The 23,534-nt window shown below is 72.1% G+C and carries 17 protein-coding genes and 1 riboswitch; of the genes, 6 read left to right on the top strand and 11 right to left on the bottom strand.

What is annotated here, in order from left to right; translation table 11 throughout:
• Positions 1 to 30: 30 nt before the first annotated feature.
• The 5 genes from rfbB to HUT19_RS04165 form a co-directional block, all read right to left on the bottom strand.
• Positions 31 to 1,005 (bottom strand): dTDP-glucose 4,6-dehydratase, encoded by a 975-nt coding sequence (gene rfbB, locus HUT19_RS04145; protein WP_176179122.1) that lies wholly within the window; start codon positions 1,003 to 1,005, stop codon positions 31 to 33.
• An 11-nt stretch (positions 1,006 to 1,016) separates the two neighbouring features.
• Positions 1,017 to 1,889: a glucose-1-phosphate thymidylyltransferase RfbA gene (gene rfbA / locus HUT19_RS04150; protein ID WP_176179123.1), complete on the bottom strand. Its 873-nt coding sequence runs from the start codon at positions 1,887 to 1,889 to the stop codon at positions 1,017 to 1,019.
• Between the two features lie 162 nt (positions 1,890 to 2,051).
• Positions 2,052 to 4,979: an AAA family ATPase gene (locus tag HUT19_RS04155; RefSeq protein WP_368661680.1), complete on the bottom strand. Its 2,928-nt coding sequence runs from the start codon at positions 4,977 to 4,979 to the stop codon at positions 2,052 to 2,054.
• A 659-nt stretch (positions 4,980 to 5,638) separates the two neighbouring features.
• Positions 5,639 to 7,357 (bottom strand): 3-hydroxyacyl-CoA dehydrogenase family protein, encoded by a 1,719-nt coding sequence (locus tag HUT19_RS04160; protein WP_176179125.1) that lies wholly within the window; start codon positions 7,355 to 7,357, stop codon positions 5,639 to 5,641.
• A gap of 46 nt (positions 7,358 to 7,403) precedes the next feature.
• Positions 7,404 to 7,583 carry a hypothetical protein gene (locus HUT19_RS04165; RefSeq protein ID WP_176179126.1) on the bottom strand — a complete coding sequence of 60 codons (180 nt, stop codon included), beginning with the start codon at positions 7,581 to 7,583 and terminating at the stop codon, positions 7,404 to 7,406.
• 237 nt (positions 7,584 to 7,820) lie between these two features.
• Between HUT19_RS04165 and HUT19_RS04170 the strand changes: the two genes are divergently transcribed.
• Positions 7,821 to 9,284, top strand: a complete 1,464-nt coding sequence (locus HUT19_RS04170) for a lipase maturation factor family protein (RefSeq protein WP_176179127.1) — start codon at positions 7,821 to 7,823, stop codon at positions 9,282 to 9,284.
• Between the two features lie 73 nt (positions 9,285 to 9,357).
• Here the strand turns inward: HUT19_RS04170 and HUT19_RS04175 are convergent, their stop codons facing one another.
• Positions 9,358 to 10,362, bottom strand: a complete 1,005-nt coding sequence (locus HUT19_RS04175) for a cation diffusion facilitator family transporter (protein ID WP_254885430.1) — start codon at positions 10,360 to 10,362, stop codon at positions 9,358 to 9,360.
• Between the two features lie 278 nt (positions 10,363 to 10,640).
• Between HUT19_RS04175 and HUT19_RS04180 the strand changes: the two genes are divergently transcribed.
• A complete protein-coding gene (locus tag HUT19_RS04180; RefSeq protein ID WP_176179128.1) occupies positions 10,641 to 10,883 on the top strand; it encodes a hypothetical protein in 243 nt (80 codons plus the stop codon).
• Positions 10,884 to 11,028: 145 nt separating this feature from the next.
• Here HUT19_RS04180 and cobN read toward each other — a convergent pair whose 3' ends face one another.
• Complete coding sequence (gene cobN, locus HUT19_RS04185) at positions 11,029 to 14,655, bottom strand: cobaltochelatase subunit CobN (protein ID WP_176179129.1); 3,627 nt, start codon at positions 14,653 to 14,655, stop codon at positions 11,029 to 11,031.
• Positions 14,656 to 14,686: 31 nt separating this feature from the next.
• A riboswitch (cobalamin riboswitch) is annotated at positions 14,687 to 14,837 on the bottom strand.
• A gap of 58 nt (positions 14,838 to 14,895) precedes the next feature.
• On the opposite strand from cobN, the gene cobG reads away from it, so the two are divergent.
• Genes cobG through HUT19_RS04200 form a run of 3 tightly spaced genes read left to right on the top strand, consistent with a single transcriptional unit; the run spans position 14,896 to position 18,592 of the window.
• Positions 14,896 to 16,413 (top strand): precorrin-3B synthase, encoded by a 1,518-nt coding sequence (gene cobG / locus HUT19_RS04190; protein WP_254885431.1) that lies wholly within the window; start codon positions 14,896 to 14,898, stop codon positions 16,411 to 16,413.
• On the top strand, positions 16,410 to 17,060 hold the full coding sequence (locus HUT19_RS04195) for a precorrin-8X methylmutase (protein WP_176179131.1): 651 nt from the start codon (positions 16,410 to 16,412) through the stop codon (positions 17,058 to 17,060). The genes cobG and HUT19_RS04195 overlap by 4 nt, the downstream gene beginning before the upstream one ends.
• The gene (locus tag HUT19_RS04200) at positions 17,057 to 18,592 is read left to right on the top strand and encodes a precorrin-2 C(20)-methyltransferase (RefSeq protein WP_176179132.1); all 1,536 of its coding nucleotides are present in this window, start codon (positions 17,057 to 17,059) and stop codon (positions 18,590 to 18,592) included. The genes HUT19_RS04195 and HUT19_RS04200 overlap by 4 nt, the downstream gene beginning before the upstream one ends.
• On the opposite strand, the gene HUT19_RS04205 is transcribed toward HUT19_RS04200, so the two are convergent.
• Entirely contained in the window at positions 18,577 to 19,389 is an 813-nt protein-coding gene (locus tag HUT19_RS04205; protein WP_176179133.1) for a cobalt-precorrin-6A reductase, read from the bottom strand. The two genes, HUT19_RS04200 and HUT19_RS04205, sit on opposite strands and share 16 nt — an antisense overlap.
• Before the next feature lie 101 nt (positions 19,390 to 19,490).
• Between HUT19_RS04205 and HUT19_RS04210 the strand changes: the two genes are divergently transcribed.
• Complete coding sequence (locus HUT19_RS04210) at positions 19,491 to 20,627, top strand: cobalt-precorrin-5B (C(1))-methyltransferase (RefSeq protein WP_254885432.1); 1,137 nt, start codon at positions 19,491 to 19,493, stop codon at positions 20,625 to 20,627.
• Between the two features lie 60 nt (positions 20,628 to 20,687).
• Here the strand turns inward: HUT19_RS04210 and HUT19_RS04215 are convergent, their stop codons facing one another.
• The 3 genes from HUT19_RS04215 to cbiE form a co-directional block, all read right to left on the bottom strand.
• A complete protein-coding gene (locus HUT19_RS04215; RefSeq protein ID WP_176179135.1) occupies positions 20,688 to 21,299 on the bottom strand; it encodes a dihydrofolate reductase family protein in 612 nt (203 codons plus the stop codon).
• A gap of 105 nt (positions 21,300 to 21,404) precedes the next feature.
• On the bottom strand, positions 21,405 to 22,175 hold the full coding sequence (gene cobM / locus HUT19_RS04220) for a precorrin-4 C(11)-methyltransferase (RefSeq protein ID WP_176179136.1): 771 nt from the start codon (positions 22,173 to 22,175) through the stop codon (positions 21,405 to 21,407).
• Entirely contained in the window at positions 22,172 to 23,431 is a 1,260-nt protein-coding gene (gene cbiE / locus HUT19_RS04225) for a precorrin-6y C5,15-methyltransferase (decarboxylating) subunit CbiE (RefSeq protein WP_176179137.1), read from the bottom strand. The genes cobM and cbiE overlap by 4 nt, the downstream gene beginning before the upstream one ends.
• Positions 23,432 to 23,534: the final 103 nt, after the last annotated feature.

A 23,534-nucleotide genomic window follows, 5' to 3' on the forward strand; every position in this document is an offset into this window, starting at 1 on the left:
GGACATCAATGGGGAATCCGGGTCCCGCGGTCAGCGCTCCTTGAGGGGTTCCCACCAATCGCGGTGCTCCATGTACCACGTGGCGGTTTCCGCGAGACCCTCTTCGAAGGACACCTCGGGCTGGTAGCCGAGTTGTCGCGAGATCTTGGTGATGTCGACCGAGTAGCGGCGGTCGTGGCCCTTTCGGTCGGGCACGTTCTCGACCATCGACCAGTCGGCCCCGAGTAGTTCGAGGAGTTGTTCGGTGAGCTGGCGGTTGGTCAGTTCGGTGCCGCCGCCGATGTTGTACACCTCGCCCGGTTCACCCTTTCCGGCGACCAGGGCGACGCCTCGGCAGTGGTCGTCGACGTGGAGCCAGTCACGGACATTTCCACCGTCGCCGTACAGAGGTACCGGTCTGCCGTCCATGAGGTTGGTGATGAACAGCGGAATGACCTTCTCGGGGTACTGGTACGGGCCGTAGTTGTTGGAGCAGCGGGTCACACAGACAGGAAGTCCATGGGTGCGGTGGAATGCCCTGGCGAGGAGATCGGACGATGCTTTGGAGGCGGAGTAGGGCGAGTTGGGCTCCAGCGGGCGGTCCTCGGTCCAGGAACCGCTGTCGATGGATCCGTAGACCTCGTCCGTGGACACGTGGACAAGTTTGCGCACTTCTGCGCTGGCCGCCGCGTTGAGCAGCGTGTGGGTTCCCATCACATTGGTCCGCACGAATTCCTCGGCCCCGGATATCGAGCGGTCGACATGTGATTCGGCGGCGAAGTGGACCACGAGATCGGTGCCGTGCAGCAGTTCTCGGACCAGTTCTCCGTCGCAGATGTCACCGCGGACGAAGTGGAGTCGGGGGCTGTCGGCGACCTCCGCCAGGTTGGCCTCGTTCCCCGCGTAGGTGAGCTTGTCGACCACCACCACCTGGGCATCCGCAAACTCCGGGTACGCCCCGGTCAGCGTCCGGCGGACGAAGTGGGAGCCGATGAAGCCCGCGCCGCCGGTCACAACTATGCGCACTAAAGACCCCTTCAGCGGTGATTGGCCGCGATATCCATGAGATATTGTCCGTAGTCCGTCTTGCTCAGCCGCTCGCCGAGTTCATGGCAGGCCGTGGCGTCGATGAAGCCCATACGGAAGGCGATCTCTTCGAGGCAGGCGATCCGCACTCCCTGGCGCTGTTCCAGGAGTTGTACATACTGGCCGGCCTGGAGCAGCGAGTCATGGGTTCCGGTGTCCAGCCAGGCGAATCCGCGCCCCAGACTGACCAGCCGGGCCTTTCCCCGTTCGAGATAGACGCGGTTGACGTCGGTGATCTCCAATTCTCCGCGCGCGGAGGGCTGGACGTTCTTGGCGATGTCCACGACGTCGTTGTCGTACAGATAGAGACCGGTGATCGCCAGATTGGACTTGGGACGGGCCGGTTTCTCCTCCAGGGAGATCAGCCGGCCCTGTTCGTCCATTTCGCCGACGCCGTAGCGTTCGGGATCCTTGACCCCGTAGCCGAAGAGCACACAGCCTTCGACGGTACTTGCTTCGTGGTGGAGCATCTTGGAGAAGCCGGGGCCGTGGAAGATGTTGTCGCCGAGGACAAGCGCCACCGGATCGTCGCCGATGAACTCGGCTCCGATGATGAACGCCTCGGCGATGCCGTTGGCCTCGGCCTGTTCGGCGTATTCGATGGTGAGGCCCAATTGGGTGCCGTCGCCGAGGAGTGCCCGGAACAATCCCACATGGAGCGGGGTCGAGATGACCAGGATTTCCCTGACGCCGCCGAGCATCAGCACCGACAGCGGATAGTAGACCAGGGGTTTGTTGTAGACGGGGAGGATCTGCTTCGACACCGCGTGGGTCAGGGGATGCAGTCGGGTGCCGCTGCCTCCGGCGAGGACTATGCCCTTCATGCGGCCCGAAGCTATCAACGCCGCATGCCGCCGCTCCAGGCCTGCCGGGGTGATAGGGGGGTATTGAGGGGTGGTCGTGGAACAGGGGTGGCCGTGTGCTGCGGCCACCCCTGTTCCACCTCTCGGCGCACCGCCGGGACATGTCCGGCGGCGGCTCTGAGGTCAGGCGATTTCATCGACTTCCGCGCGCAGCGCGGACGGCAGCTCCTGACGGCTTCTGATATTCAGCTTCCGGTAGACCCGCGTCAAATGCTGTTCGACCGTGCTGATGGTGATGTACAGGCTGGCGGCTATTTCGCGGTTGGTGGAGCCGTCCACCGCGAGGGCGGCGACCCGTGCCTCGGATTCGCTGAGCTTCGAGCCCAGGGACGGGGGCACCGTCGTCTTCGCGCCGAGCGGCCCGCGTACGGTCTGGACCACCGGCCTGGGGTCCCCGGCCTCCAGGCCGGAGTCGAGACGGATCCGGGCGCACAGTTCCTCGGCGCCGCACTCCTTGGCCATCTGCCAGGCCCGGCCCGTGATGGCGTTGGCCCTGCCGTGGTCGCCCGAGGTGCGCAGGGCGCCGCCGAGGTCGTCGAGGGCGCGCGCCAGCTCCAGGCGGTCGCCCGAGCACTGGAGTTCCTCCACCGCCTGGCCGAGCAGCCGGGAGCGGTGCTCGTGGTCTCCGGCCGCGGCCAGTAAACGCAGGGAGACGCCGCGGACCCGGGGGTCGCCCATGCCGATCCGGGAGAGCTGTTCGGAGACCAGCGTCGCGGCCTTCTCCCGCTCCCCCAGCTCCAGCCACGCTTCGGCGGCGTCGGAGCGCCAGGGCAGCATCGCGGGCTGGTCGAGGTCCCAGTGCTGGGCGAGCTTGCCCGCCATCAGGAATTCGCCGAGCGCCGCGTTGAAACGGTTGGTGGCCAGGTAGTAGCGGCCCCGGGCGCGGGTGTAGCCGAGTCCGTAGATGGAACGGAACAGCGCCTCGGGGACGGGTCGGCTGAGCTGGCGCGCCGCCGCGTCGTACTTGCCCATCGCCGTGTATGCGAGGATCTGGCTGGCCAGTGGGCCGCCGATGAAGACGCTGCCGTCCCGGCCGGGCACGATGTCCAGTGCGGTGGTGGCGTACGCGGCGGACTCGATCAGATTGCCCTGCCGCAGCGCGATCTCGGCGCGGATCGAGGCGAAGATGGCCCGCCAGCCCGGCGACCGGCGCCGCTCGGCCTCGTCCATCAGCGAGTCGCACCAGGGTGCGGCTTTGTCCGGACGGCCCGCGTACACCAGCGCGTTCACCGAGTTGACGATGGACTCGAAGGTGGCGTCGGCCAGCGGGGAGACCTCGAGCACCTTCTCGGCGGCGGCGACCGGTGATTCCTCGCGCTCCCCACCACCGAAGAATCCGGTGAACGCGGCCGTGATGGTGGACAGTGACGACGGCGCGCGGGAGCGGGACGGCGCGCGGAACGCCCCGCCCTCCGTGCCCTGCCGCGTGGCGCTCTCAGCGGTGCGCTCCGGGGTACCGGTGCCCTGGGCGCCGGAGTCCTGGGCCCACCGGGCGGTCATCCGGAACTGGGAGAGGTTGGTGGGTGCCGTGCCGCTCATGGCGGCGTTGAGCCGGCCGATGGCGCCGCGTGCCTCCTCGATCCGGCCGTGGGCGAGCAGCAGCTCGATCAGCCGCCCGATGTGGGAGGCCGGGAGGCGCTCGGCGCGCAGTGCTGCGAGGGGCTCCTCCAGCAGCCGTTCGGAGGCCGAGGGGTTGAGCCGCCACATGATGCCGGCGGTCCCGATCCTGATGCCGGCCCGCAACTCCTCGTCGTCGCAGGCGGCGTAGGCCAGTTCCAGGCAGGCCACCGCCAGCTTCGCGTCGTCCTCGGCGAGTGCCTGCTGTGCGGCGTCCCGCAGCAGCGGGACGGCCCACGGTTCGTCGGCGGACTGGGCGGCGAGGAGGTGGCGGGCGACGGCGAGGGTCGCCCCGCCGCCCTGGTGCAGCAGTACGGCGGCACGGCGGTTCATGTCCAGCCGGAGGTCGGGGTCCATGTCCTCCAGCACGGCCGCCTCGACCGAGGGGTGGCGGAAGGCGAGTCCGTCGATGAGACCGGCGGCGGTGAGGGCGGCCACCCCGCGCTGGATGCCGACGGGGCCGAGGCTCAGCAGCCGGGCGAGCAGGTCGGCGGAGGCGGAAGCGCCGAGTACGGCGATGCCCTCGGCGAGCCGGGAGACGGTGTGTCCGCTGCGGTAGACACAGGTGAGTACGGCCTGGACGAACATATCCCCGACCACGGGCTCTACTGCGCGACTTGGCCGTGGAGGCGCTCCCGCGGTGCGGTAATCGTCCATCAGCGCGCGTAGCAACAACGGATTACCGCCGCTGACGTCATACCACGTGGAGGACACATCAGTTGAATCCGGGAGTCCGAGGCGGGTGGTGAGCAACCGTGCGGTCTCCTCCCAGGACAGCCGTTCCAGGCGCACCCGCTGGAAATTGGGCTGACGGAGCAGCTCGGTATTGAAGACGGCGTCTTTTTGTTCACTGTCCGTCGCCTGCGCGAACACCATGAGCAGCTTCGCGGAGTGGGAGCGGGTGGCGAGGTACAGCAGGTACTGGAGCGACAGTCCGTCGACGAGCTGGAGCTCGTCGACACAGATCACCACGGGCTCGCGGGTGGCGAGTTCATAGAGCGCGGCGCGGAACTCGCGTGCTCCCTGGACCTGGGTCAGCGGGACGCCGGGAGTGGCGCTGCCTGCGGTTTCGAGGTGGCGCGCGGCGCCGAGGGCGCCGTGGTCAAGGGCTCGGCGCAGCCGGTCGGCCGTGGCCTTGGGCAGCCGCGGGGAGTCGAGGAGCTGGCGCAGGGTGCCGAGCGGCGCGGGGTCGGCCGACGAGCCGTACGCCGTGAGGACGAGGGCCCCGGCCTTTACGGCATGAGCCGTGACGGCTTCGAGGGCATGGGTCTTGCCGCATCCCACGGCGCCCTCGACCAGGACAATGCCCGTCTCACCGGACAGGCACCGGGAAAAGATCCTCCGAAGCCTTTCGAATTGCGCGTCGAATTGCCTAGCTCTGGCAAACGAAAAGACCACTGCTCGCACCCCCGAATGCGACGCGAAGCATTGCACACGACAGCTCAACGCCTCCTAGCAAGCTATACGCCTGCCGACCACGCCACCATGGCCGCACGTAAAATCACCGTTAACGAATTACTAATTCTGGACGGAGCGTCCGATGGCCGCCGGATATCGGTACCGACGGATCACTCCACCCCGGCGCACATCAATGCCACCGGAGTCCCCAGAGGTCTTGTCAACCGAGCGTCACCCCCGCTCACGTGGGCATTTACAAGAGATGGCCAGCATACACGAGACCCCCTAGGGCGACCCCTGAACATTCGGCCCCCTTCTTGACCCCATCGGCGCTCGATCACGGATAGGGCGCGCCGGAGGATCATCGTTCGAACATTCATTTGCCCGTTTTGCTCAGTAATGAGCTTCTTAGGTCCGTTGCCAGTGGTAACAAGAAACGATTCGCCCGGAATTCCCTTGCCATAAATGAGAGTGCGACCGGCTCCGCAATTCCGGTATCGCTGAATTCCTGACCTGGAGATCGCCGAAGGACTATTCCAGTGGCATGTTCCATGGCCGTGCCACCGTTCCCGGACATACCGAAGTCGGCGCGTCCGCGGGATGCCCGCGGGACGCGCCGACGCAGGGTCGGCCGGGTCAGTGGCACGCCCGGGGAGCGTGCGCGGACCGGGCCGGCCGGGTCTCAGCCGGCAGGCTCAGTCGTCGTGGAGGTGAAGCCCCTTGCCGCCCTTGCGCCCCAGGTGACCGGCTTCGACCAACCGCTCCAGATGGCGGGCCGGAGTCAACTCCGGCGCCCGGAAGGTGCGGTGCAGAGCGCGCTGGATGGCCACGGACACATCCAGCCCGATCACGTCCAGCAACCTCAGCGGCCCCATGGGGTAGCCCTGTCCGGCGGTCATCACCGTGTCGATCTCCTCCGCCGAGGCCCAGCCCTCCTGGAGCATCTCCACCGCGCTGTTGAGATACGGGAAGAGCAGGGCGTTGACGATGAAACCGGCGCGGTCCGGGCAGTCCACCGCGCGTTTGCCCAGCGCCGCGGCGACCGCGTGGGCGGTGCCCAGCGCCTCCGCGGAGGTCAGCACCGTGTGCGCCACCTCGACCAGCTTCATCACCGGAGCCGGGTTGAAGAAGTGCATCCCGACGACGTCCTCGGGCCGGCCGGTGGCCATCGCGCACTCGATGACGGGCAGGCTCGAGGTCGAGGTGGCCAGCACCGCGCCCGGCGCACACACCGCGTCCAGTCCGGCGAAGACCGCACGCTTCACGTCGATGTCCTCCGCCACCGCCTCGATGACCAGATCGCATGCGCCCAGCGCGTCCATCGCGCAGCCGGTCGACAGCCGGTCCATCGACGCGCCGAGCACCTCCGGCGCCAGCTTGCCGCGCCGTACCCCGCGCTCCAACGACCGCTCCACGGCGGCTCTGGCCTCCTTCGCCCGCAGCTCACCGCGGGCCACCAGCACCGTCGGACGGCCCGACCGCGCGCACACCTCCGCGATCCCGACGGCCATCGTCCCCGATCCCACCACACCGATCCGGTGCACCGGGCGGGCCGGCGCGGACGGGGTGTGATCACTCCGCGCGCCGATCGGAGCCGCGCCGCCCGCCCCGTACGCGTAGAAGCCGCGGCCCGCCTTCCGGCCGACGAGACCGGCGGCCACCATATGGGTCAGGGTGGGTGCGGGCACGTAGCGCGGATCGCCGGTCCGCCGGTACAGCGCCTCCAGTGTGTCGTGCGCGGTGTCCAGACCCATGTCGTCCAGATGGGCCAGCGGTCCGCGCGGCAGTCCGCAGCCGAGGGTCATGGCGGTGTCGATGCTGTCGCGCGAGGCGTAGCGCCGCTCGTACATGGTGACGGCGCCGTTGAGGTACGCCATGGTCAGCGCGCCCCCGATGAAACCCGCCCGGTCGGCCACCGGCACCGGGAGGCACCCCAGGTCACGTATCAGCTCACCGAGGTCGGCCAGTAGCGCGGCCCCGGTGAGCGGGGTGCCGACCACCTCCACGGCGGCACCCTCGCGCCCGGGGTCCAGCGGGAACAGATGCAGGCCCACCGTACGGTCGGTGCGCCCCGTGGCGAAGGCGATCTCGGTCACCGACAGTCCGGTGGTCGTGGTGGCGAAGACGGTGTGCGGCGGGCAGTCGGCGTCGAGGCGGGCGAACAGACCGCGCTTGGCCTCGAGTCGTTCGGGAAGCGCCTCGATCACCAGCCCGGCCCGTACGGCGTGGGCCGGGTCGGTGGTGAACTCGACACCGTCCCCGGTGGCGGTCACCCGCTCGCGGCCGCGCCGCAGCGCCGTGTCGTCCACCTCCACGGCGATGACCTGACGGCCGCCGCGGGCCAGCAGATCCACGAGATGGGAGCCGGTGGTGCCGAGGCCGAACACCGCGACGGTGGGAAAGTGCTGTGCCATGCCGATGGTCCTTTCACGTCCTGGGCGCCGGCCGCGGTGTGATGTCTCACGACCCGCGGGAGCCGTCGCCCTGCCACCCGATGAGCGCGGCCCCGGGCGACCGCGCCGCCTGGACGGCCGGACCGGAGGCGGCCTCGTGAGCGGTGGCGCAACGGCGGCCACGGATACCGGCCTTGGCGAGCATCCGTTCCGGGGTCTCCGCCGCCGTCGCCGTCGCTGTGGTCACTGAGTGGGGGGTGGGGCAGTCCGCGGCACACCACACGGGTGGTGTGCCGCCGGATGGCTGCCGGGCACCGACGCTACGGACCGCAGCGGGCGCGGATAACCCCTAACCCCGTCACCCCTAAGCCCCCTACCGAATGAACTCCCGCGCAGTCATGCCCCCGGCACCCCGCGGGCACCCGTGGGAGGTGGTACGGATACACGCAGGCCGAGGCAGCGACAGGCCCGAGGAGCGGCCCCCATGGAGTGGTTCACCTCAACCGACTACTGGCTGAGCCGTCTGGTCTTCCAACGGGGGCTGGCCGCCGTCTATCTGACCGCCTTTCTGGTGGCGGTCGGCCAGGGACGCGCGCTGCTCGGTGCGCGGGGGCTGACGCCGGTGCCGCGGTTCGTGGCCCGGGTGACGTTCCGGGAGTCGCCCAGCCTCTTCCATCTGCACTACTCCGACCGCTTCTTCACCATCTGCGGCTGGCTGGGCGTGGCGCTCTCGGCGGCGGTGCTGGCGGGCGCCGCGGACCGGGTGCCGCTGGGGGCGGCGATGGCGGCCTGGCTGGTGCTGTGGCTGCTGTATCTGTCGATCGTCAATGTGGGGCAGGTGTGGTACGGCTTCGGCTGGGAGTCGCTGCTGCTGGAGACGGGATTCCTCGCCGTCTTCCTGGGCAACGCGGAGACCGCGCCGCCCGTGCTCGTACTGTGGCTGCTGCGCTGGCTGCTGTTCCGGGTCGAGTTCGGTGCCGGGCTGATCAAGATCCGGGGCGACCGGTGCTGGCGGCAGCTGACCTGTCTGTACTACCACCATGAGACCCAGCCCATGCCCGGGCCGCTGAGCTGGTACTTCCACCATCTGCCGAAGCCGCTGCACCGTGCGGAGGTGGCGGCCAACCATATGGCGCAGCTGGTGGTCCCGCTGGCGCTGTTCACCCCGCAGCCCGTCGCCAGTGTGGCCGCCGGGATCGTCGTGGTGACCCAGCTGTGGCTGGTGGCCTCCGGAAACTTCTCCTGGCTCAACTGGCTGACGATCCTGCTGGCCCTCTCCGCGGTCGACGGACGGCTCGCGGCCGAGGTGCTGCCGCTGCCCGAGCCACCCGCCCCGGCCGCTCCCCCGGCCTGGTACCAGGGGGTGGTACTGGCCGCCACCGCGCTGGTGGTGGTGCTCAGCTACTGGCCCGCCCGCAATCTGCTCTCCGGCCGTCAGCTGATGAACTACTCCTTCAACTCGCTCCACCTGGTCAACACCTACGGGGCCTTCGGCAGTGTCAACCGCAGCCGGCAGGAAGTGGTGATCGAGGGCACCGACGAGCCGGTGATCACCCCGGCCACGGTGTGGCAGGAGTACGAGTTCCGGGGCAAGCCGGGCGATGTGCGGCGGATGCCGCGCCAGTACGCCCCGTACCACCTGCGGCTGGACTGGATGATGTGGTTCGCCGGGATCTCACCGGCCTACGCCGGCTCGTGGTTCTCCCCGCTGGTGGCCAAACTGCTGGTGAACGACCGGGCGACGCTGAAGCTGCTGCGGTTCTGCCCGTTCCCCGACGCCCCGCCCTCCCATGTGCGCGCCCGGCTGTATGTGTACCGCTTCACCACCCGGCAGGAGCGGCGCGCCAGTGGGGACTGGTGGCACCGCACCCTGCTGACCGAGTTCCTGCCGCCGGTCCGGCTGGAGAACGTGGACCCGGCCGACCGCACCCACCGGCGGGACCGCTGACCACCGGCCGGACCGCCGACCACCGGCAAGGCACGGGCCGGGTCCGGTCCGCCGGTTCGTACCGGCGGTGGTCCTACGGCGCGGCCCGGTGCACCGGGCCGTGGGCGGTGAGGCAGTGCTCCATCCGCGGGGCCGCCGTGTCGTAGTGGCCACCGTCCGTCCGGGGCGGGGAGGTGTGCTCGTCGACGTGGTCGACCTGGAGGGTGGTGTGGGTGATGCCGTACTCCCGGTCCAGCACCTCTTCGAGGCCCTGCCGCACCGCGTGGCAGTCGCCGCGCGGCGCGACCAGCACATGGGCGGAGAGCGAGACCTCCCCCGAGGTGATCTGCCAGACATGCAGGTCGTGCACCTCGACCACCTCGGTGCGGGACACCAGCCGGTTGCCCACCTCGTCCGGCTCGACCCCGGCGGGCGCCGCCTCCAGGAGCACCCGGCCGGAGGCCCGTACCAGTCCCACCCCGGCCTTGAGCATCAGGGCGACCACCACGAGGGCGGCGATCGCGTCGGCGCGGGCGAAACCGGTCGTCACCACGACGAGTCCGGAGACGGCGGTGGCGATGAAGGCGTAGAGATCGTTCAGCACATGCTGGAAGGCACCCTCCACGTTGAGGGAGGAGCGATTCGCCTGTGACATGCACCAGGCCGCCCCGATGTTCACCACGACCCCGACCAGTGCGGTGATCAGGGTGAGTCGGCCGGTCACCTCGGGCGGGTCGACAAGCCGTTCCACCGCCTCATATCCGAGCAGCAGACCGAGCAGCAGCAGAGAAAGACCATTGGCCTGCGCGGAAAGGATTTCCGACCGCTTGAGCCCATAGGTGTAACCGCCGCGCGCGGGCCGGGCGGAGAGGCGGATCGCGATGAGCGCGAGCACGATCGAGGCGGCGTCGGTGAGCATGTGGGCGGCGTCGGAGAGCAGTGCCACCGAGCGTGCGATCACCCCGACCACCACCTCCACCAGCATGAATGAGGTGATCAGCGCCAGAGCGAGGGACAGCCAGCGACGGTCGGCGTTCTCCGCCACCCCGTGTGCGTGCCCCTCGTGGCCCTCGCCGTGCCCATGCGTATGAGCGCCCACCCGCTCCTCCTCGGATCGCCTTCGGGACAGCGCAATTGAAACAGCACGGAAGGGAATTCACCAAAGGCTGCAATGGAGACGGTTATCAAAAGAGTTTAAGGCTCATCCATATTCTCCCTTTTGAATGCGGCAACGCTTTTCAATGTCGGTCCGGGCCCGGTGTCGGCCCGGGGCCCGGGACTCGCTGACATGTACGAAGCCACGCCGGTGCGGGTGAGCTCGGCCCGGGGAAGGTGACTCGACGGGACGTGACGCGTTGGCCGAACATGACGACGACGATGCGACGCCGTTCTCTGCCGCAGCCGAGCAGAGCGCTGGACCGTAGCACCGAAGGCGGAGGAACGGTTCATCAGACCGTTCACCAGTCGACATCCGTACCGATCTATGCGGCGCTGGTCGAGCGGTGGGCGTCCGCGGGCCGGGCGATCCCCGGGCGCTACGACCGCGAGTGGGCCGAGTTGGTCAACTGCCCGCCCTGGCCGGACCGGGTCCGTGCGGCCGCCCGGCCGTCGGGCAACTGAGCCACCCCGGGCGCACCGCCCCGGGCCGCATCCGCCGCACGGCGGGGGCCGGTCCCCGTGAACCGGCCCCCGCCGTGCCTGACGCGGTCCCGCCGGGCACCCCCGCGGTCCTCCGCGGACACGGCTCGGCCGCCCCGCGCACGGCTCAGTCGTCGCCGCCCTCGAGACCGCCCTCGGTCTCGAGGTAGAGCTCGCGCACCCGCTCCAGCACCTCCGGGTCGGGCTCCGCCCACAGGCCGCGGCTCTCGGCCTCGAGCAGCCGCTCGGCCATGCCGTGCAGCGCCCAGGGGTTGGCCTCCTCCAGGAAGGCGCGGTTCTCCGGGTCGAGCAGATAGCTCTGCGCCAGCTTGTCGTACATCCAGTCGGCGACCACCCCGGTGGTGGCGTCGTAGCCGAAGAGGTAGTCGACGGTCGCGGCCAGTTCGAACGCACCCTTGTAGCCGTGCCGGCGCATCGCTTCGATCCAGCGGGGGTTGACCACCCGGGCGCGGAAGACCCGGGACGTCTCCTCGTGGAGGGTGCGGGTACGGACCGTCTCGGGACGGGTGGAGTCGCCGATGTACGCGGCGGGCGCGCTGCCCTTGAGCGCGCGCACGGTGGCCACCATGCCGCCGTGGTACTGGAAGTAGTCGTCGGAGTCGGCGATGTCGTGCTCGCGGGTGTCGGTGTTCTTCGCCGCGACCGCGATCCGGCGGTAGGCGCTCTCCATCTCCTCGCGGGCCGGACGCCCTTCCAGCCCGCGCCCGTAGGCGTAGCCGCCCCACACCGTGTACACCTCGGCGAGGTCGGCGTCGGTGCGCCAGTCACGGCTGTCGATCAGCTGGAGCAGCCCGGCCCCGTAGGTGCCGGGGCGGGAGCCGAAGATACGGGTGGTGGCGCGGCGCTCGTCGCCGTGGGTCGCGAGGTCGGCCCGGGTGTGTGCCCGTACGTAGTTGTCCTCGTCGGCCTCGTCGAGGGAGGCGGCGAGCCGGACGGCGTCGTCCAGCAGCCCGACCACATGCGGGAAGGCGTCCCGGAAGAAGCCGCTGATGCGCAGGGTGACATCGATCCGCGGACGGCCCAGCTGCTCGATCGCGACGGGCTCGAGCCCGGTCACCCGCCGCGAGGCGTCGTCCCACACCGGGCGGATGCCCAGCAGCGCCAGCGCCTCGGCCACGTCGTCGCCGGAGGTGCGCATCGCGCTCGTGCCCCACAGCGACAGCCCGACGGAGGTCGGCCACTGGCCGTCGTTGTCGGCGCGGTAGCGCTCCAGGAGCGAGTCGGCGAGCGCCTGGCCGGTCTCCCAGGCCAGTCGGCTGGGCACGGCCTTGGGGTCGACGGAGTAGAAGTTGCGGCCGGTCGGCAGCACATTGACCAGGCCGCGCAGCGGGGAGCCGGACGGGCCCGCCGGGACGAAGCCGCCGCCGAGCGCGTGCACGGCGTGGTCGATCTCGTCGGTGGTGGCGGCCAGCCTGGGCACCACCTCGCGGGCGGCGAAGTCGAGGATCGGGGTGACCGCGGCGCGCTGCTCGTCGGGCAGTCCGAGGACAGCCTTCTCGACCGCGTCCGGGGCCCAGTCCGCGTCCTCCATCGCCTGGACCAGCGCCCGGGCGCGCTCCTCGGCCTCGTCCGCACCGGTGCGGGTGGCGGCTGCCTCGTCCAGGCCGAGCGCCTCGCGCAGCCCGGGGAGCGCCGTGGTGCCGCCCCAGATCTGGCGGGCGCGCAGGATGGCCAGCACCAGGTTGACGCGCTCGGGGCCGGTCGGGGCGGAGCCGAGGACATGCAGGCCGTCGCGGATCTGGGCGTCCTTGACCTCGCACAGCCAGCCGTCGACATGGAGCAGGAAGTCGTCGAAGCCGTCGTCGTCGGGGCGGTCCTCGAGCCCGAGGTCGTGGTCCAGCTTGGCGGCCTGGATCAGGGTCCAGATCTGGGCGCGGATGGCGGGCAGCTTGGCCGGGTCCATCGAGGAGATGGCGGCGTACTCGTCGAGCAGCTGCTCCAGGCGCGCGATGTCGCCGTAGGAGTCGGCGCGGGCCATCGGCGGCACCAGATGGTCGACCAGGGTCGCGTGGACCCGGCGCTTGGCCTGGGTGCCCTCGCCCGGGTCGTTCACCAGGAACGGGTAGATCAGCGGCAGATCGCCGAGTGCGGCGTCGGGGCCGCAGGCGGCGGACAGGCCCGCGTTCTTCCCCGGCAGCCACTCCAGGTTGCCGTGCTTGCCCAGGTGCACCATGGCGTCGGCGCCGAAGCCGCCGTCGGCCCGCGGGGTGGCCATCCACCGATAGGCGGCCAGGTAGTGGTGGGAGGGCGGCAGATCGGGGTCGTGGTAGATGGCGATGGGGTTCTCGCCGAAGCCGCGCGGCGGCTGGATGACGATCAGGAGGTTGCCGTGACGCAGCGCGGCCAGGACGATGTCGCCGTCCGGGTTGCGGCTGGTGTCGACGAACATCTCGCCGGGCGGCGGGCCCCAGTGCTCCTCGACCGCGTCGCGCAGCTCCTTGGGCAGGGTGGCGTACCAGCGGCGGTAGTCGGCGGCGGGGACGCGGACCGGATTGGCGGCGAGCTGCTCCTCGGTCAGCCACTCCTGGTCGTGGCCGCCCGCGTCGATGAGGGCGCGGATCAGTTCGTCGCCGTCACCGGAGATCAGGCCCGGGACGGCGTCCGGCCCTTCCTCGGGGCCGAGGTCGTACCCCTCGGCCCGCAGCCGCCGCAGCAGGGCGACGGCGCTGGCGGGGGTGTCGAGGCCGACGGCGTTGCCGATCCGGGAGTGCTTGGTCGGGTAGGCGGAGAGCACCAGCGCAAGGCGCTTGTCGGCCGCGGGTATGTGGCGCAGCCGGGCGTGTCGTACCGCGATTCCGGCGACACGCGCGGCGCGCTCGGGGTCGGCGGCGTAGACCGGCAGGCCGTCCTCGTCGACCTCCTTGAAGGAGAACGGGACGGTGATCAGGCGGCCGTCGAACTCGGGGACGGCGACCTGGGTCGCGGCGTCCAGCGGTGAGAGCCCCTCGTCGTTCTCCTCCCAGGCGGTGCGCGAACCGGTCAGGCACAGCGCCTGGAGCACGGGGACGTCGAGCCCGGCGAGCGCGCCCGCGTCCCACGCCTCGTCGTCGCCGCCGGCGGAGGCGTCGGCGGGCCGGGTGCCGCCGGCCGCGAGCACGGTGGTGACGACCGCGTCGGCCGCGCCGAGGGCCTCGATCAGCTCGGTCTCGGGGGCGCGCAGCGAGGCGACGAACAGCGGGAGCGGGCGGCCCCCGGCATCCTCCACGGCCTGGCACAGGGCTTCGACGAAGGCCGTGTTGCCGCTCATGTGGTGCGCGCGGTAGTAGAGCACCGCGATGGTGGGGCCGGTGGCCGTGCGCGCGGTGCGCTCCAGCGGGCCCCAGGTGGGCGCGGGTGCGGGCGGTTCGAAGCCATGGCCGGTGAGCAGCACGGTGTCGGAGAGGAATCGGGCCAGCTGGGCCAGGTTGCCGGGGCCGCCGTGGGCGAGGTAGGCGTGGGCCTCGGCGGCGATGCCGACCGGGACCGTGGACGCCTCCATGAGCTGGGCGTCGGGGGCCTGTTCACCGGTGAGGACAACGACGGGGCGGTCGCCCGCGAGCAGGGTGTCGAGCCCCTCCTGCCAGGCGCGGACGCCGCCGAGCAGCCGTACGACGACGAGCTCGACGCCCTCGAGAAGGCCGGGAAGGTCGTCGAGGGCGAGCCGGGCCGGGTTGGCCAGGCGGTACGGCACCGGGCCCGTGGCGGCACGGGCACTGAGCAGGTCGGTGTCGGACGTCGACAGCAGCAGAATCATGGCTCAGCGCCTTCCTCGGGGTCCGCGCCCCGGGCGGGTTGAAGACGGCGGGAGTTCCTGGCTCGCGCGGCTGCTGCCGTGCTCACAGTGGCGGGACCGCGCCGGAATCGCACCGGCTTCCTCCCCTGACGCCGTCAGTTGCGTCCGGCGGGCCGGGACGACCCGCCGCAGAGCATAGTAAGCGTTGCTGACCTGCCACGGGACGGAGAGGGCCGGGGAATCGTCGGTATGCTCGCGGCCATGCCCCTCCCCCCGACAACCGTCCCACCTGGGGATCAAACGCCCGCCGCCGGTGTCCGGGCCCGCTCCGCCGGGGACCGCGCGGTCTCCGCGGACCGCGGTGGGCGCGATGACGCATGCCCCGGCGCACTGCGGCTTCACCCGGCGCACGATGGCGCACTGGCCCGTGTCCGGCTGCCCGGCGGCCTGTTGACGGGACGTCAGGCCGACGTGCTGGCGGGGGTGGCGGAGGAGCTGGGCGACGGCCGGATGGACCTCACCTCACGGGGGAATCTCCAGCTGCGGGGCCTGGCCGCGGAGTGCGGCGCGCCGCTGGCGGAGCGGCTGCGGACGGCCGGACTGCTGCCGTCGGACGCACATGACCGGGTGCGCAACATCGTGGCGTCACCGCTGAGCGGCCTGGACGGCACCGGGTACGCCGATGTGCCCGGGTGGGCACGGGAGTTGGACGCGCTGCTGTGTGCGGCAGGGCCCGGCGAGTCGACGGAACCGACGGGATTGTCGGGATTGTCGGGGCGGTTTCTGTTCGCGCTGGACGACGGCCGGGGCGATGTGGCCGCACTGGGCGCGGATGTGACATTGATCGCAACACCGGACGGCGGGGCCGTGCTGCGGATGGGACCCGCAGGCCCCGCGGGTGGGACCGGCCCCGTGGTGCGGGTCGCGGTGGCCGGGGACGCGCCGCGCGCCGCCGCGCTGGCGGCCCTGGAATTCCTGACGCGAGCGGAGGAAAGCGGCATCCGGGCCTGGCGGGTGCCGGAGCTCCCACGGCAACACGCCGTGACGGCCGAGGGATTGGCGGCGCGACTCGCCGACGCGGGCATCGCACTCGGACCGGCCACGGGCATCGCACTCGGACCGGCCACGGGCGTCGTCGCCGGACCGGACACGGTAACCGGCGTCGGACCGGACACGGGACACGGCCCACCCGCGCCGGGCCCGGTCGGGCCCCCCGCACCGGGGCCGGTGGCCGGGCCGGACGGACGCCACGCGGTGTCCGTGGCCGTACCGCTCGGCCGGATGAGCGCCGCGCAGTGGCGGCTGCTCGCCGCGCTCGCCTCCCGGGGCGGGTCGGATGAGCTGCGTGTGACACCCTGGCGCGGCGTGGTGCTCCCGGGGTTCACCCCGGAGGGCGGCCGGGCCGCGGCGGCCGAACTCGCCGAAGCCGGGCTGGTGACCGACCCGGACTCACCGTGGCTGGGGGTCGGCGCATGCACCGGGCTGCCCGGCTGCGCGAAGTCGCTGGCCGACGTGCGCGCCGACGCCGGGCGGACGGTGGCGCGTCCGGTGAGCGGCGGGCCCCGTACCGTTCCGCTGCCGGTGTACTTCTCGGGCTGTGAGCGGCGCTGCGGCCATCCCGGCGGCCGCTGGGTGGACGCGCTGGCGACCGGCGCAGGCTACCGGATCACCGTACGGGGCGAACCGGAAACGGCGGGGGCGCCCGAGGGCCCGGAAGGCGTGGACGTGACAGCAGAGCAGGTGGCCGACGCCGTGGCGGCGGCCCGCGGAACGAGATGATCGAGGGCACAGTGTTCGACTACGAGAAGGACGGGGCGGCCATCTACCGCGCCTCCTTTGCCACCATCCGCGCCGAGGCGGATCTCGGTGGTCTCCCCGCCGATGTCAGCCAGGTCGCGGTGCGGATGATCCACGCCTGCGGCATGGTCGACCTGGTCCAGGACCTCGTGTACTCGCCCGAGGTGGTCTCCCGTGCCCGCGCCGCGCTGCGCGCCGGTGCGCCGGTCCTGTGCGACGCGCAGATGGTCGCCAGCGGGGTCACCCGCAAGCGGCTGCCCGCCGACAACGAGGTGGTGTGCACCCTGTCGGACCCGTCCGTACCGGAGTTGGCGCGGCGGATGGGCACCACGCGCAGCGCCGCCGCGCTGGAGCTGTGGCGGGACCGGCTGGAGGGTGCGGTCGTGGCGGTCGGCAACGCTCCCACCGCGCTCTTCCGGCTGCTGGAGATGATCGAAGAGGGTGGGGCCGGCGCGCCCCGCCCGGCCGCCGTCATCGGTGTGCCGGTCGGTTTCATCGGCGCGGCCGAGTCCAAGGAGGCGCTGGCGGAACATCCGGCGGCGCTTGACCACCTGGTGGTGCGCGGCCGACGCGGCGGCAGCGCCATGGCCGCGGCCGCGATCAACGCGATAGCGAGCGAGGCAGAGTGAGCGAGCAGCAGAAGGGCCGGCTCTACGGTGTGGGGCTCGGCCCCGGCGACCCGTCCCTGATGACGGTACGGGCCGTGGAGGTCATCGCCGAGGCCGATGTCGTGGCGTACCACAGCGCCCGGCACGGCCGGAGCATCGCGCGTTCCATCGCCGAACGGCATCTGCGGCCCGACCACATCGAGGAGCGGCTGGTCTACCCGGTCACCACCGGGACCACCGATCACCCGGGCGGCTACCGGGGCGCGATGGAGGAGTTCTACGCCGACGCGGCGGCCCGGCTCGCGGCCCATCTGGACGCGGGGCGCACGGTCGCGGTGCTCGCGGAGGGCGATCCGCTCTTCTACGGCTCCTATATGCACATGCACAAGCGCCTGGCCGACCGCTACCCCACCGAGGTGATCCCCGGGGTCACCTCGGTGAGCGCGGCGGCGGCGCGGATCGGGGCCCCGCTGGTGGAGGGCGAGGAGGTGCTGACGGTCCTCCCCGGCACCCTGCCGGAGGAGGAGTTGACGGCGCGGCTCGCCACGGCGGACGCCGCGGCCGTGATGAAGCTCGGCCGCACCTTCCCGACGGTACGGCGGGCCCTGGAGCGCTCGGGGCGGCTGGCGGACGCGCGGTACGTCGAGCGGGCCACGATGGGCGCGGAGCGCACCGCGCCGCTGGCCGAGGTCGACCCCGCGACGGTGCCGTACTTCTCGGTGGCGGTGCTGCCGAGCCGCGTCGGCGCCGCGACGTCCGTGGCGGAGGAGGCAGGCGGGGCCGGCGAGGCGGGCGCGGCCGGGCCGGGTGAGGTCGTGGTGGTCGGCCTCGGTCCGGCGGGTCCGCTGTGGCTCACCCCCGAGGCCCGCGGTGAACTGGCCGCCGCCGAGGACCTGGTCGGCTACACCACCTATCTGGACCGGGTGCCGGTACGACCCGGTCAGCGGCGGCACGCCTCCGACAACAAGGTGGAGGCCGAGCGCGCCGAATTCGCCCTGGAGCTGGCCCGGCGCGGACGGCGGGTCGCTGTGGTGTCGTCGGGTGACCCCGGTGTGTTCGCCATGGCCACCGCCGTGCTGGAGGCCGCGTCCGAGGACCCCTACCGCGAGGTGCCGGTGCGGGTGCTCCCCGGGATGACGGCCGCCCACGCGGCCGCCGCCCGCGCGGGCGCGCCGCTCGGCCACGACTACGCGGTGGTCTCACTGTCCGACCGGCTCAAGCCGTGGGAGGTCATCGCCGAACGGCTGCGCGCGGCGGCCGCGGCCGACCTGGTGCTCGCCCTGTACAACCCCGGTTCGCGCAGCCGGGTGTGGCAGGTCGGCAAGGCGCGCGAACTCCTCCTGGAGCATCGCGCGCCCGACACGCCGGTGGTGCTGGGCCGCGACGTGGGCGGTCCGGAGGAGCGGGTCCGTATCGTGCGCCTGGCCGACCTGGACCCGGCCCAGGTGGACATGCGCACCATCCTGCTGATCGGCTCGTCCCGGACCCGCACGGTGCGCCGCGGCGACGGCACCGAGATCGTCTGGACCCCGAGGCGCTACCCGGAGGACTGACCGGTGGCGGGCCGGGTCCCCGGCCCGGCCCGCGCGGGTCGGGCGAGGGTCGTGCGCAGCCAGGCGATGGCCTCGTCCGGTGCCCCGGCCACCGCGACGCCGTCCGGGGCGGGCGGACGACGGACCACGACCACGGGGAGCCCGGCCTCGCGTGCCGCGGTGAGCTTGGCGGCGGTGGCGTGGCCCCCGCTGTCCTTGGTCACCACCACATCGATACGGTGGCGGCGCAGCAGCTCCGCCTCGCCCTCGAGTGTGAAGGGCCCCCGGTCAAGGATCACCTCGGCGCGTGGCGGGACGGGCGGTTCCGGGGCGTCGACCGAACGGATCAGGAACCACTGCCCGGACAGCTCGGCGAAGGCGGCCAGCCCCATCCGTCCGGTGGTGAGGAAGACCCGCTCCCCGAGCCCGGGCAGCAGCCGTGCGGCCTCGGCCAGGGACGCCGCCGGGTGCCAGCGGTCCCCCGGGCCCGCCACCCAGCCGGGACGGCGCAGCGCGAGCAGGGGAACATGGACGGACGCGGCGGCCCGGGCCGCGTTGAGACTGATGGTGTCGGCGAAAGGATGGGTGGCGTCGATGAGCGCGTCCACCTGGTGTTCACGGAGCCAGCGGGCCATGCCCCCGGCACCCCCGAACCCGCCGATCCGCACCCGCCCCGCGGGCAGCCGCGGCTCGGCGACCCGTCCCGCGAGGGAGCTGGTGACACACAGCGCGGGATCGCCGTCCAGCTCTTCGGCGAGGCGGCGGGCCTCGGTGGTGCCGCCGAGGATGAGTACGTGGCGCGCCGGAGCGCTGTTCATCGGGTGCCTTCCGTCCTGCGCGGGGCCGTACGTGCGGCGGTGTGTGCGGTCGTGCGTGCGGTCGTGCGTGCGCCCGTCATCGTATGCGCGGCGGGTGGGCCGTGGCTGAGGCCCAGCAGGCCGGTGGCCGCAGCGCGCAGCTGGAGCGGACCGGGCTGCGCCACGGCTGGACCACCGGGGCGTGCGCGACGGCCGCCACCACCGCCGCGTACACCGCGCTGCTCACCGGTGAGTTCCCGGACCCGGTGACGATCGAGCTGCCGAAGGGGCAGCGGCCCGCGTTCGCGCTGGCGGCCGAGGAACTGGCCGGGGGGCGGGCGACGGCCGCGGTGGTGAAGGACGCCGGGGACGACCCCGATGTGACCCACGGCGCGCTGGTCCGATCCACGGTACGGGCGCTGCCGCCCGGCGCCGGGGTGGTCTTCCGGGCCGGGCCGGGGGTGGGCACCGTCACCCGCCCCGGACTGCCGCTCGAGGTCGGCGAACCGGCCATCAACCCGGTGCCGCGCCAGATGATGCGCGACCACATCGCGTCGGTCGCGGCCCGGTGCGGCGGGACCGGTGATGTCGAGGTGGAGATCTCGGTGGACCACGGCGAGGAGATCGCCCGCAGTACGTGGAATCCGCGTCTCGGCATCCTCGGCGGTCTGTCCATCCTGGGGACGACGGGCATCGTGGTGCCGTACTCCTGCTCCGCGTGGATCGACAGCATCCGGCGCGGAGTGGATGTCGCCCGGGCGGCGGGGCGGCGGCATGTGGCGGGCTGCACCGGCTCGACCTCGGAGAAGGTGGCGGTGGCGGTGCACGGGCTGCCGGAGGACGCGCTGCTGGACATGGGCGACTTCGCCGGGGCGGTGCTCAAGTATCTGCGCCGCCACCCGGTGGACCGGCTGACGGTCGCCGGCGGCTTCGCCAAGCTCTCCAAACTGGCGGCCGGCCACCTGGATCTGCACTCCGCGCGCTCCCAGGTGGACAAGGGCTTCCTGGCGGAGCTGGCCCGCCGGGGTGGTGCGGACGAGGAGCTGTCGGCGGCGGTGGCCACGGCCAACACCGGTCTGGAAGCGCTCCAGTTGTGCGCGGCCCGTGGAGTGCGGCTCGGCGATCTGGTGGCCGTGGCGGCCCGGGACACCGCGCTCGGTGTGCTGCGCGGCGCGCCGGTCGCGGTGGACGTCATCTGCATCGACCGCGCGGGCAGGGTCGTGGGCCGCGCCGCCGAACGCGGCCCACGCGACGGCTGAGCCGAACCCCGGCCCGCCGAAGGGTGCAGGTGAGCTGTGCGCCGTGCGGCAGCGGTGGGCTCAGGACGTGGCGGGCCGTCCCTCCGCGGCGGGCCGGAAGGTGCACACCTGCACCCCCGTGGTGCTGGTGACCGTGGAGACCAGTTCGAGCGGGCGCCGCGCACCGTCGCCGGGGAAGATCGTTTTACCGCCGCCGAGGATCACCGGCATGAGGATGAGCCGGAGCTCGTCGACCATGTCCTCGTGCAGCAGGGTGCGGGCGAGCGTGGAGCTGCCCATCACCAGCAGATCGCCACCCTCGCTCGCGCGCAGCTCGCGGATGCGCGCCACGCCGTGGTCACCGGGGACAAGGCTGGTGTTCTGCCACGTCAGCTCCTTGTCGCCGAGCGTGGTGGACACCACGTACTTCGGAATGGCGTTCATCCGGTCGGCGAACGGGTCGTCCTTCCGCTCGGGCCATGCGGCGGCCATCACCTGCCAGGTGCGGCGGCCGAACAGCAGCGCCTCGGCCTTGGCCAGCGCGTCGTCGAAGGCACCGCCGACCACCTCCGGGTCGAAGTACGGGTGCGTCCAGCCGCCGTGGGCGAAGCCGCCGTCGGTGTCCTCGTCCGGGCCCCCGGGCGCCTGTACGACGCCGTCCAGACTCATGAATTCAGTGATCACGATACGCACGGGACTGGCTCCTCTTCCTCGCTCGCCTCGCCTTGAGGCTACGGAAGGGGAGACCGCCGGGCCGCCCGGAACTCATCGGCCCGCGGCGAAGTGCGTCAACGGGCGTCAGCCGCGGTCGGCGTCGCACGACTCGTGCGGGCGCTCGCGCTCCGGGGAGTAGAGGTGGCTGTCGCGGAACTGCTCGGCGCCCAGGGTGCGGCCCACCATGATGACGGCCGTACGGACCACACCCGCCGCCTTCACCCGGTCGGCGATCTCGCCCAGTGTGCCGCGCAGCACCAGCTCGTCCGGGCGGCTGGCCATGGCGACCACCGCGGCCGGGCAGTCGGTGCCGTAGTGCGGAAGGAGTTCGGCCACCACACGGTCCACGTAGCGCGCGGCGAGGTGCAGCACCAGCAGGGCGCGGCTGCGGCCGAGGGTCGCGAGGTCCTCCCCCTCGGGCATGGGGGTGGCCTGCTGGGCGATACGGGTGAGGATGACGGTCTGGCCGACCGTCGGCACGGTCAGCTCCCGCTTCAGCGCGGCCGCGGCGGCCGCGAACGCGGGTACACCGGGCACCACCTCGTAGGGCACACCGGCCGCGTCGAGACGGCGCATCTGCTCGGCGACGGCGCTGAAGACCGACGGATCACCGGAGTGCAGCCGGGCCACGTCCTCACCCGCCTCATGGGCCGTCACCAGCTCGGCGGTGATCCGGTCCAGGTCGAGCCGGGAGGTGTCGACGAGGCGCGCGTCCGGCGGGCATTCGGCGAGCAGTTCGCGCGGTACGAGGCTGCCCGCGTACAGACACACCCGGCAGCGGGCCAGGATACGGGCGCCGCGCAGCGTGATCAGGTCGGCGGCGCCGGGGCCCGCGCCGATGAAGTGCACCGTCATCGTGTCTCTCCTGGAGCGGATGCGGCCGGCCGGCCGACCGGTTTGACCGCGGACCACTGGGTGACCGGCATGGCCTGCCGCCATCCGGTGAAACCGCCGACCGGGACGGCGTGGGCGACGGCGATCCGGACCAGTTCCCCGCCGTGGCGGCGGTACCAGTCGGCGAGCAGGGCCTCGGATTCGAGCGTCACGGTGTTGGCGACCAGCCGTCCGCCCGGTGGCAGCGCCGACCAGCACGCCGCCAGCAGTCCGGGCGCGGTGGCACCGCCGCCGATGAACACCGCGTCGGGGGTGGGCAGCCCGGCCAGGGCGTCGGGAGCGGTGCCGGTGACCACACCGAGGCCCGGCACACCGAGCGCGGCGGCGTTGCGGCCGATGCGCTCGGCCCGTACCGGGTCGCGTTCGACGGAGAACGCCCGGCAGGTGCGGTGGGCGCGCAGCCACTCCACGGCGATGGAGCCGGAGCCGCCGCCGATGTCCCAGAGCAGTTCACCGGGGGCGGGGGCGAGCGCGGCGAGGGTGGCCGCCCGCACATGACGCTTGGTCAGCTGGCCGTCGTGTTCGTACGCCGTGTCCGGCAGCCCCGGGACCACCGAGAGCCGCGGTGTCCCGGCCGCGGGGACGCAGTCGACGGCGATGACGTTGAGGGGGTCACCGGGCGGATGGGCCCAGGTGTCGGCCGTTCCCTCCACGGTGCGTTCGCGCTCGCCGCCGAGTTGCTCCAGCACCCGCATCCGGCTCGGGCCGAAGCCGCGGTCCCGGAGCAGCCCGGCGACCTCGGCCGGGGTGTCCGCGCCCGCGCTGAGCACCAGCAGCGGCCGCCCCGGGTACAGGGACCGGGCCAGGGCGGCCGACGGGCGGCCCACGAGGCTGATCACCTCGGTCTCCTCCAGCGGCCGGCCGAGCCGGGCACACGCGTACGAGACGGACGACGGATGGGGCAGCACCCGCAGCCGGTCGGCGCCCAGTTCCTCGGCCAGGGTGCGGCCGATCCCGAAGAACATCGGGTCGCCGCTGGCGAGTACACAGATCCGGCGCTCGGCGTGCGCGGCGAACAGCCCGGGGACGGCGGGGCGCAGCGGTGACGGCCAGGGCAGCCGCTCGGCGCGGCACTCCGGTGGCAGCAGCGCCAGCTGACGGGGGCCGCCGATGACCACTTCGGCCGCCCGCAGCGCGTCCTGTCCCGCGGTGGTGAGGCCGTCCCAGCCGTCGGCACCGATGCCGACGACGGTCACGGGGAGTCGGGCGGGGCTCACGGCGCTACCTCACGTCGTTCGGGGAGTCCGGAGGGGACGGACGGCGAGATGTGCGGCGGGACGGCGCACAGCGGAACTCTACTGACCTGCTACGACGCATCCT

It is taken from the genome of Streptomyces sp. NA02950 (assembly GCF_013364155.1).
Classification (GTDB): domain Bacteria; phylum Actinomycetota; class Actinomycetes; order Streptomycetales; family Streptomycetaceae; genus Streptomyces.

What these genes read in the sequence shown, in the direction of transcription:
- rfbA (WP_176179123.1), bottom strand. Translation starts at nt 1,889, where the DNA reads ATGAAGGGCATAGTCCTCGCCGGAGGCAGCGGCACCCGACTGCATCCC.
- HUT19_RS04160 (WP_176179125.1), bottom strand. Translation starts at nt 7,357, where the DNA reads ATGGCACAGCACTTTCCCACCGTCGCGGTGTTCGGCCTCGGCACCACC.
- HUT19_RS04170 (WP_176179127.1), top strand. Translation starts at nt 7,821, where the DNA reads ATGGAGTGGTTCACCTCAACCGACTACTGGCTGAGCCGTCTGGTCTTC.
- HUT19_RS04180 (WP_176179128.1), top strand. Translation starts at nt 10,641, where the DNA reads ATGCGACGCCGTTCTCTGCCGCAGCCGAGCAGAGCGCTGGACCGTAGC.
- cobN (WP_176179129.1), bottom strand. Translation starts at nt 14,655, where the DNA reads ATGATTCTGCTGCTGTCGACGTCCGACACCGACCTGCTCAGTGCCCGT.
- cobG (WP_254885431.1), top strand. Translation starts at nt 14,896, where the DNA reads ATGCCCCTCCCCCCGACAACCGTCCCACCTGGGGATCAAACGCCCGCC.
- HUT19_RS04195 (WP_176179131.1), top strand. Translation starts at nt 16,410, where the DNA reads ATGATCGAGGGCACAGTGTTCGACTACGAGAAGGACGGGGCGGCCATC.
- HUT19_RS04205 (WP_176179133.1), bottom strand. Translation starts at nt 19,389, where the DNA reads ATGAACAGCGCTCCGGCGCGCCACGTACTCATCCTCGGCGGCACCACC.
- cobM (WP_176179136.1), bottom strand. Translation starts at nt 22,175, where the DNA reads ATGACGGTGCACTTCATCGGCGCGGGCCCCGGCGCCGCCGACCTGATC.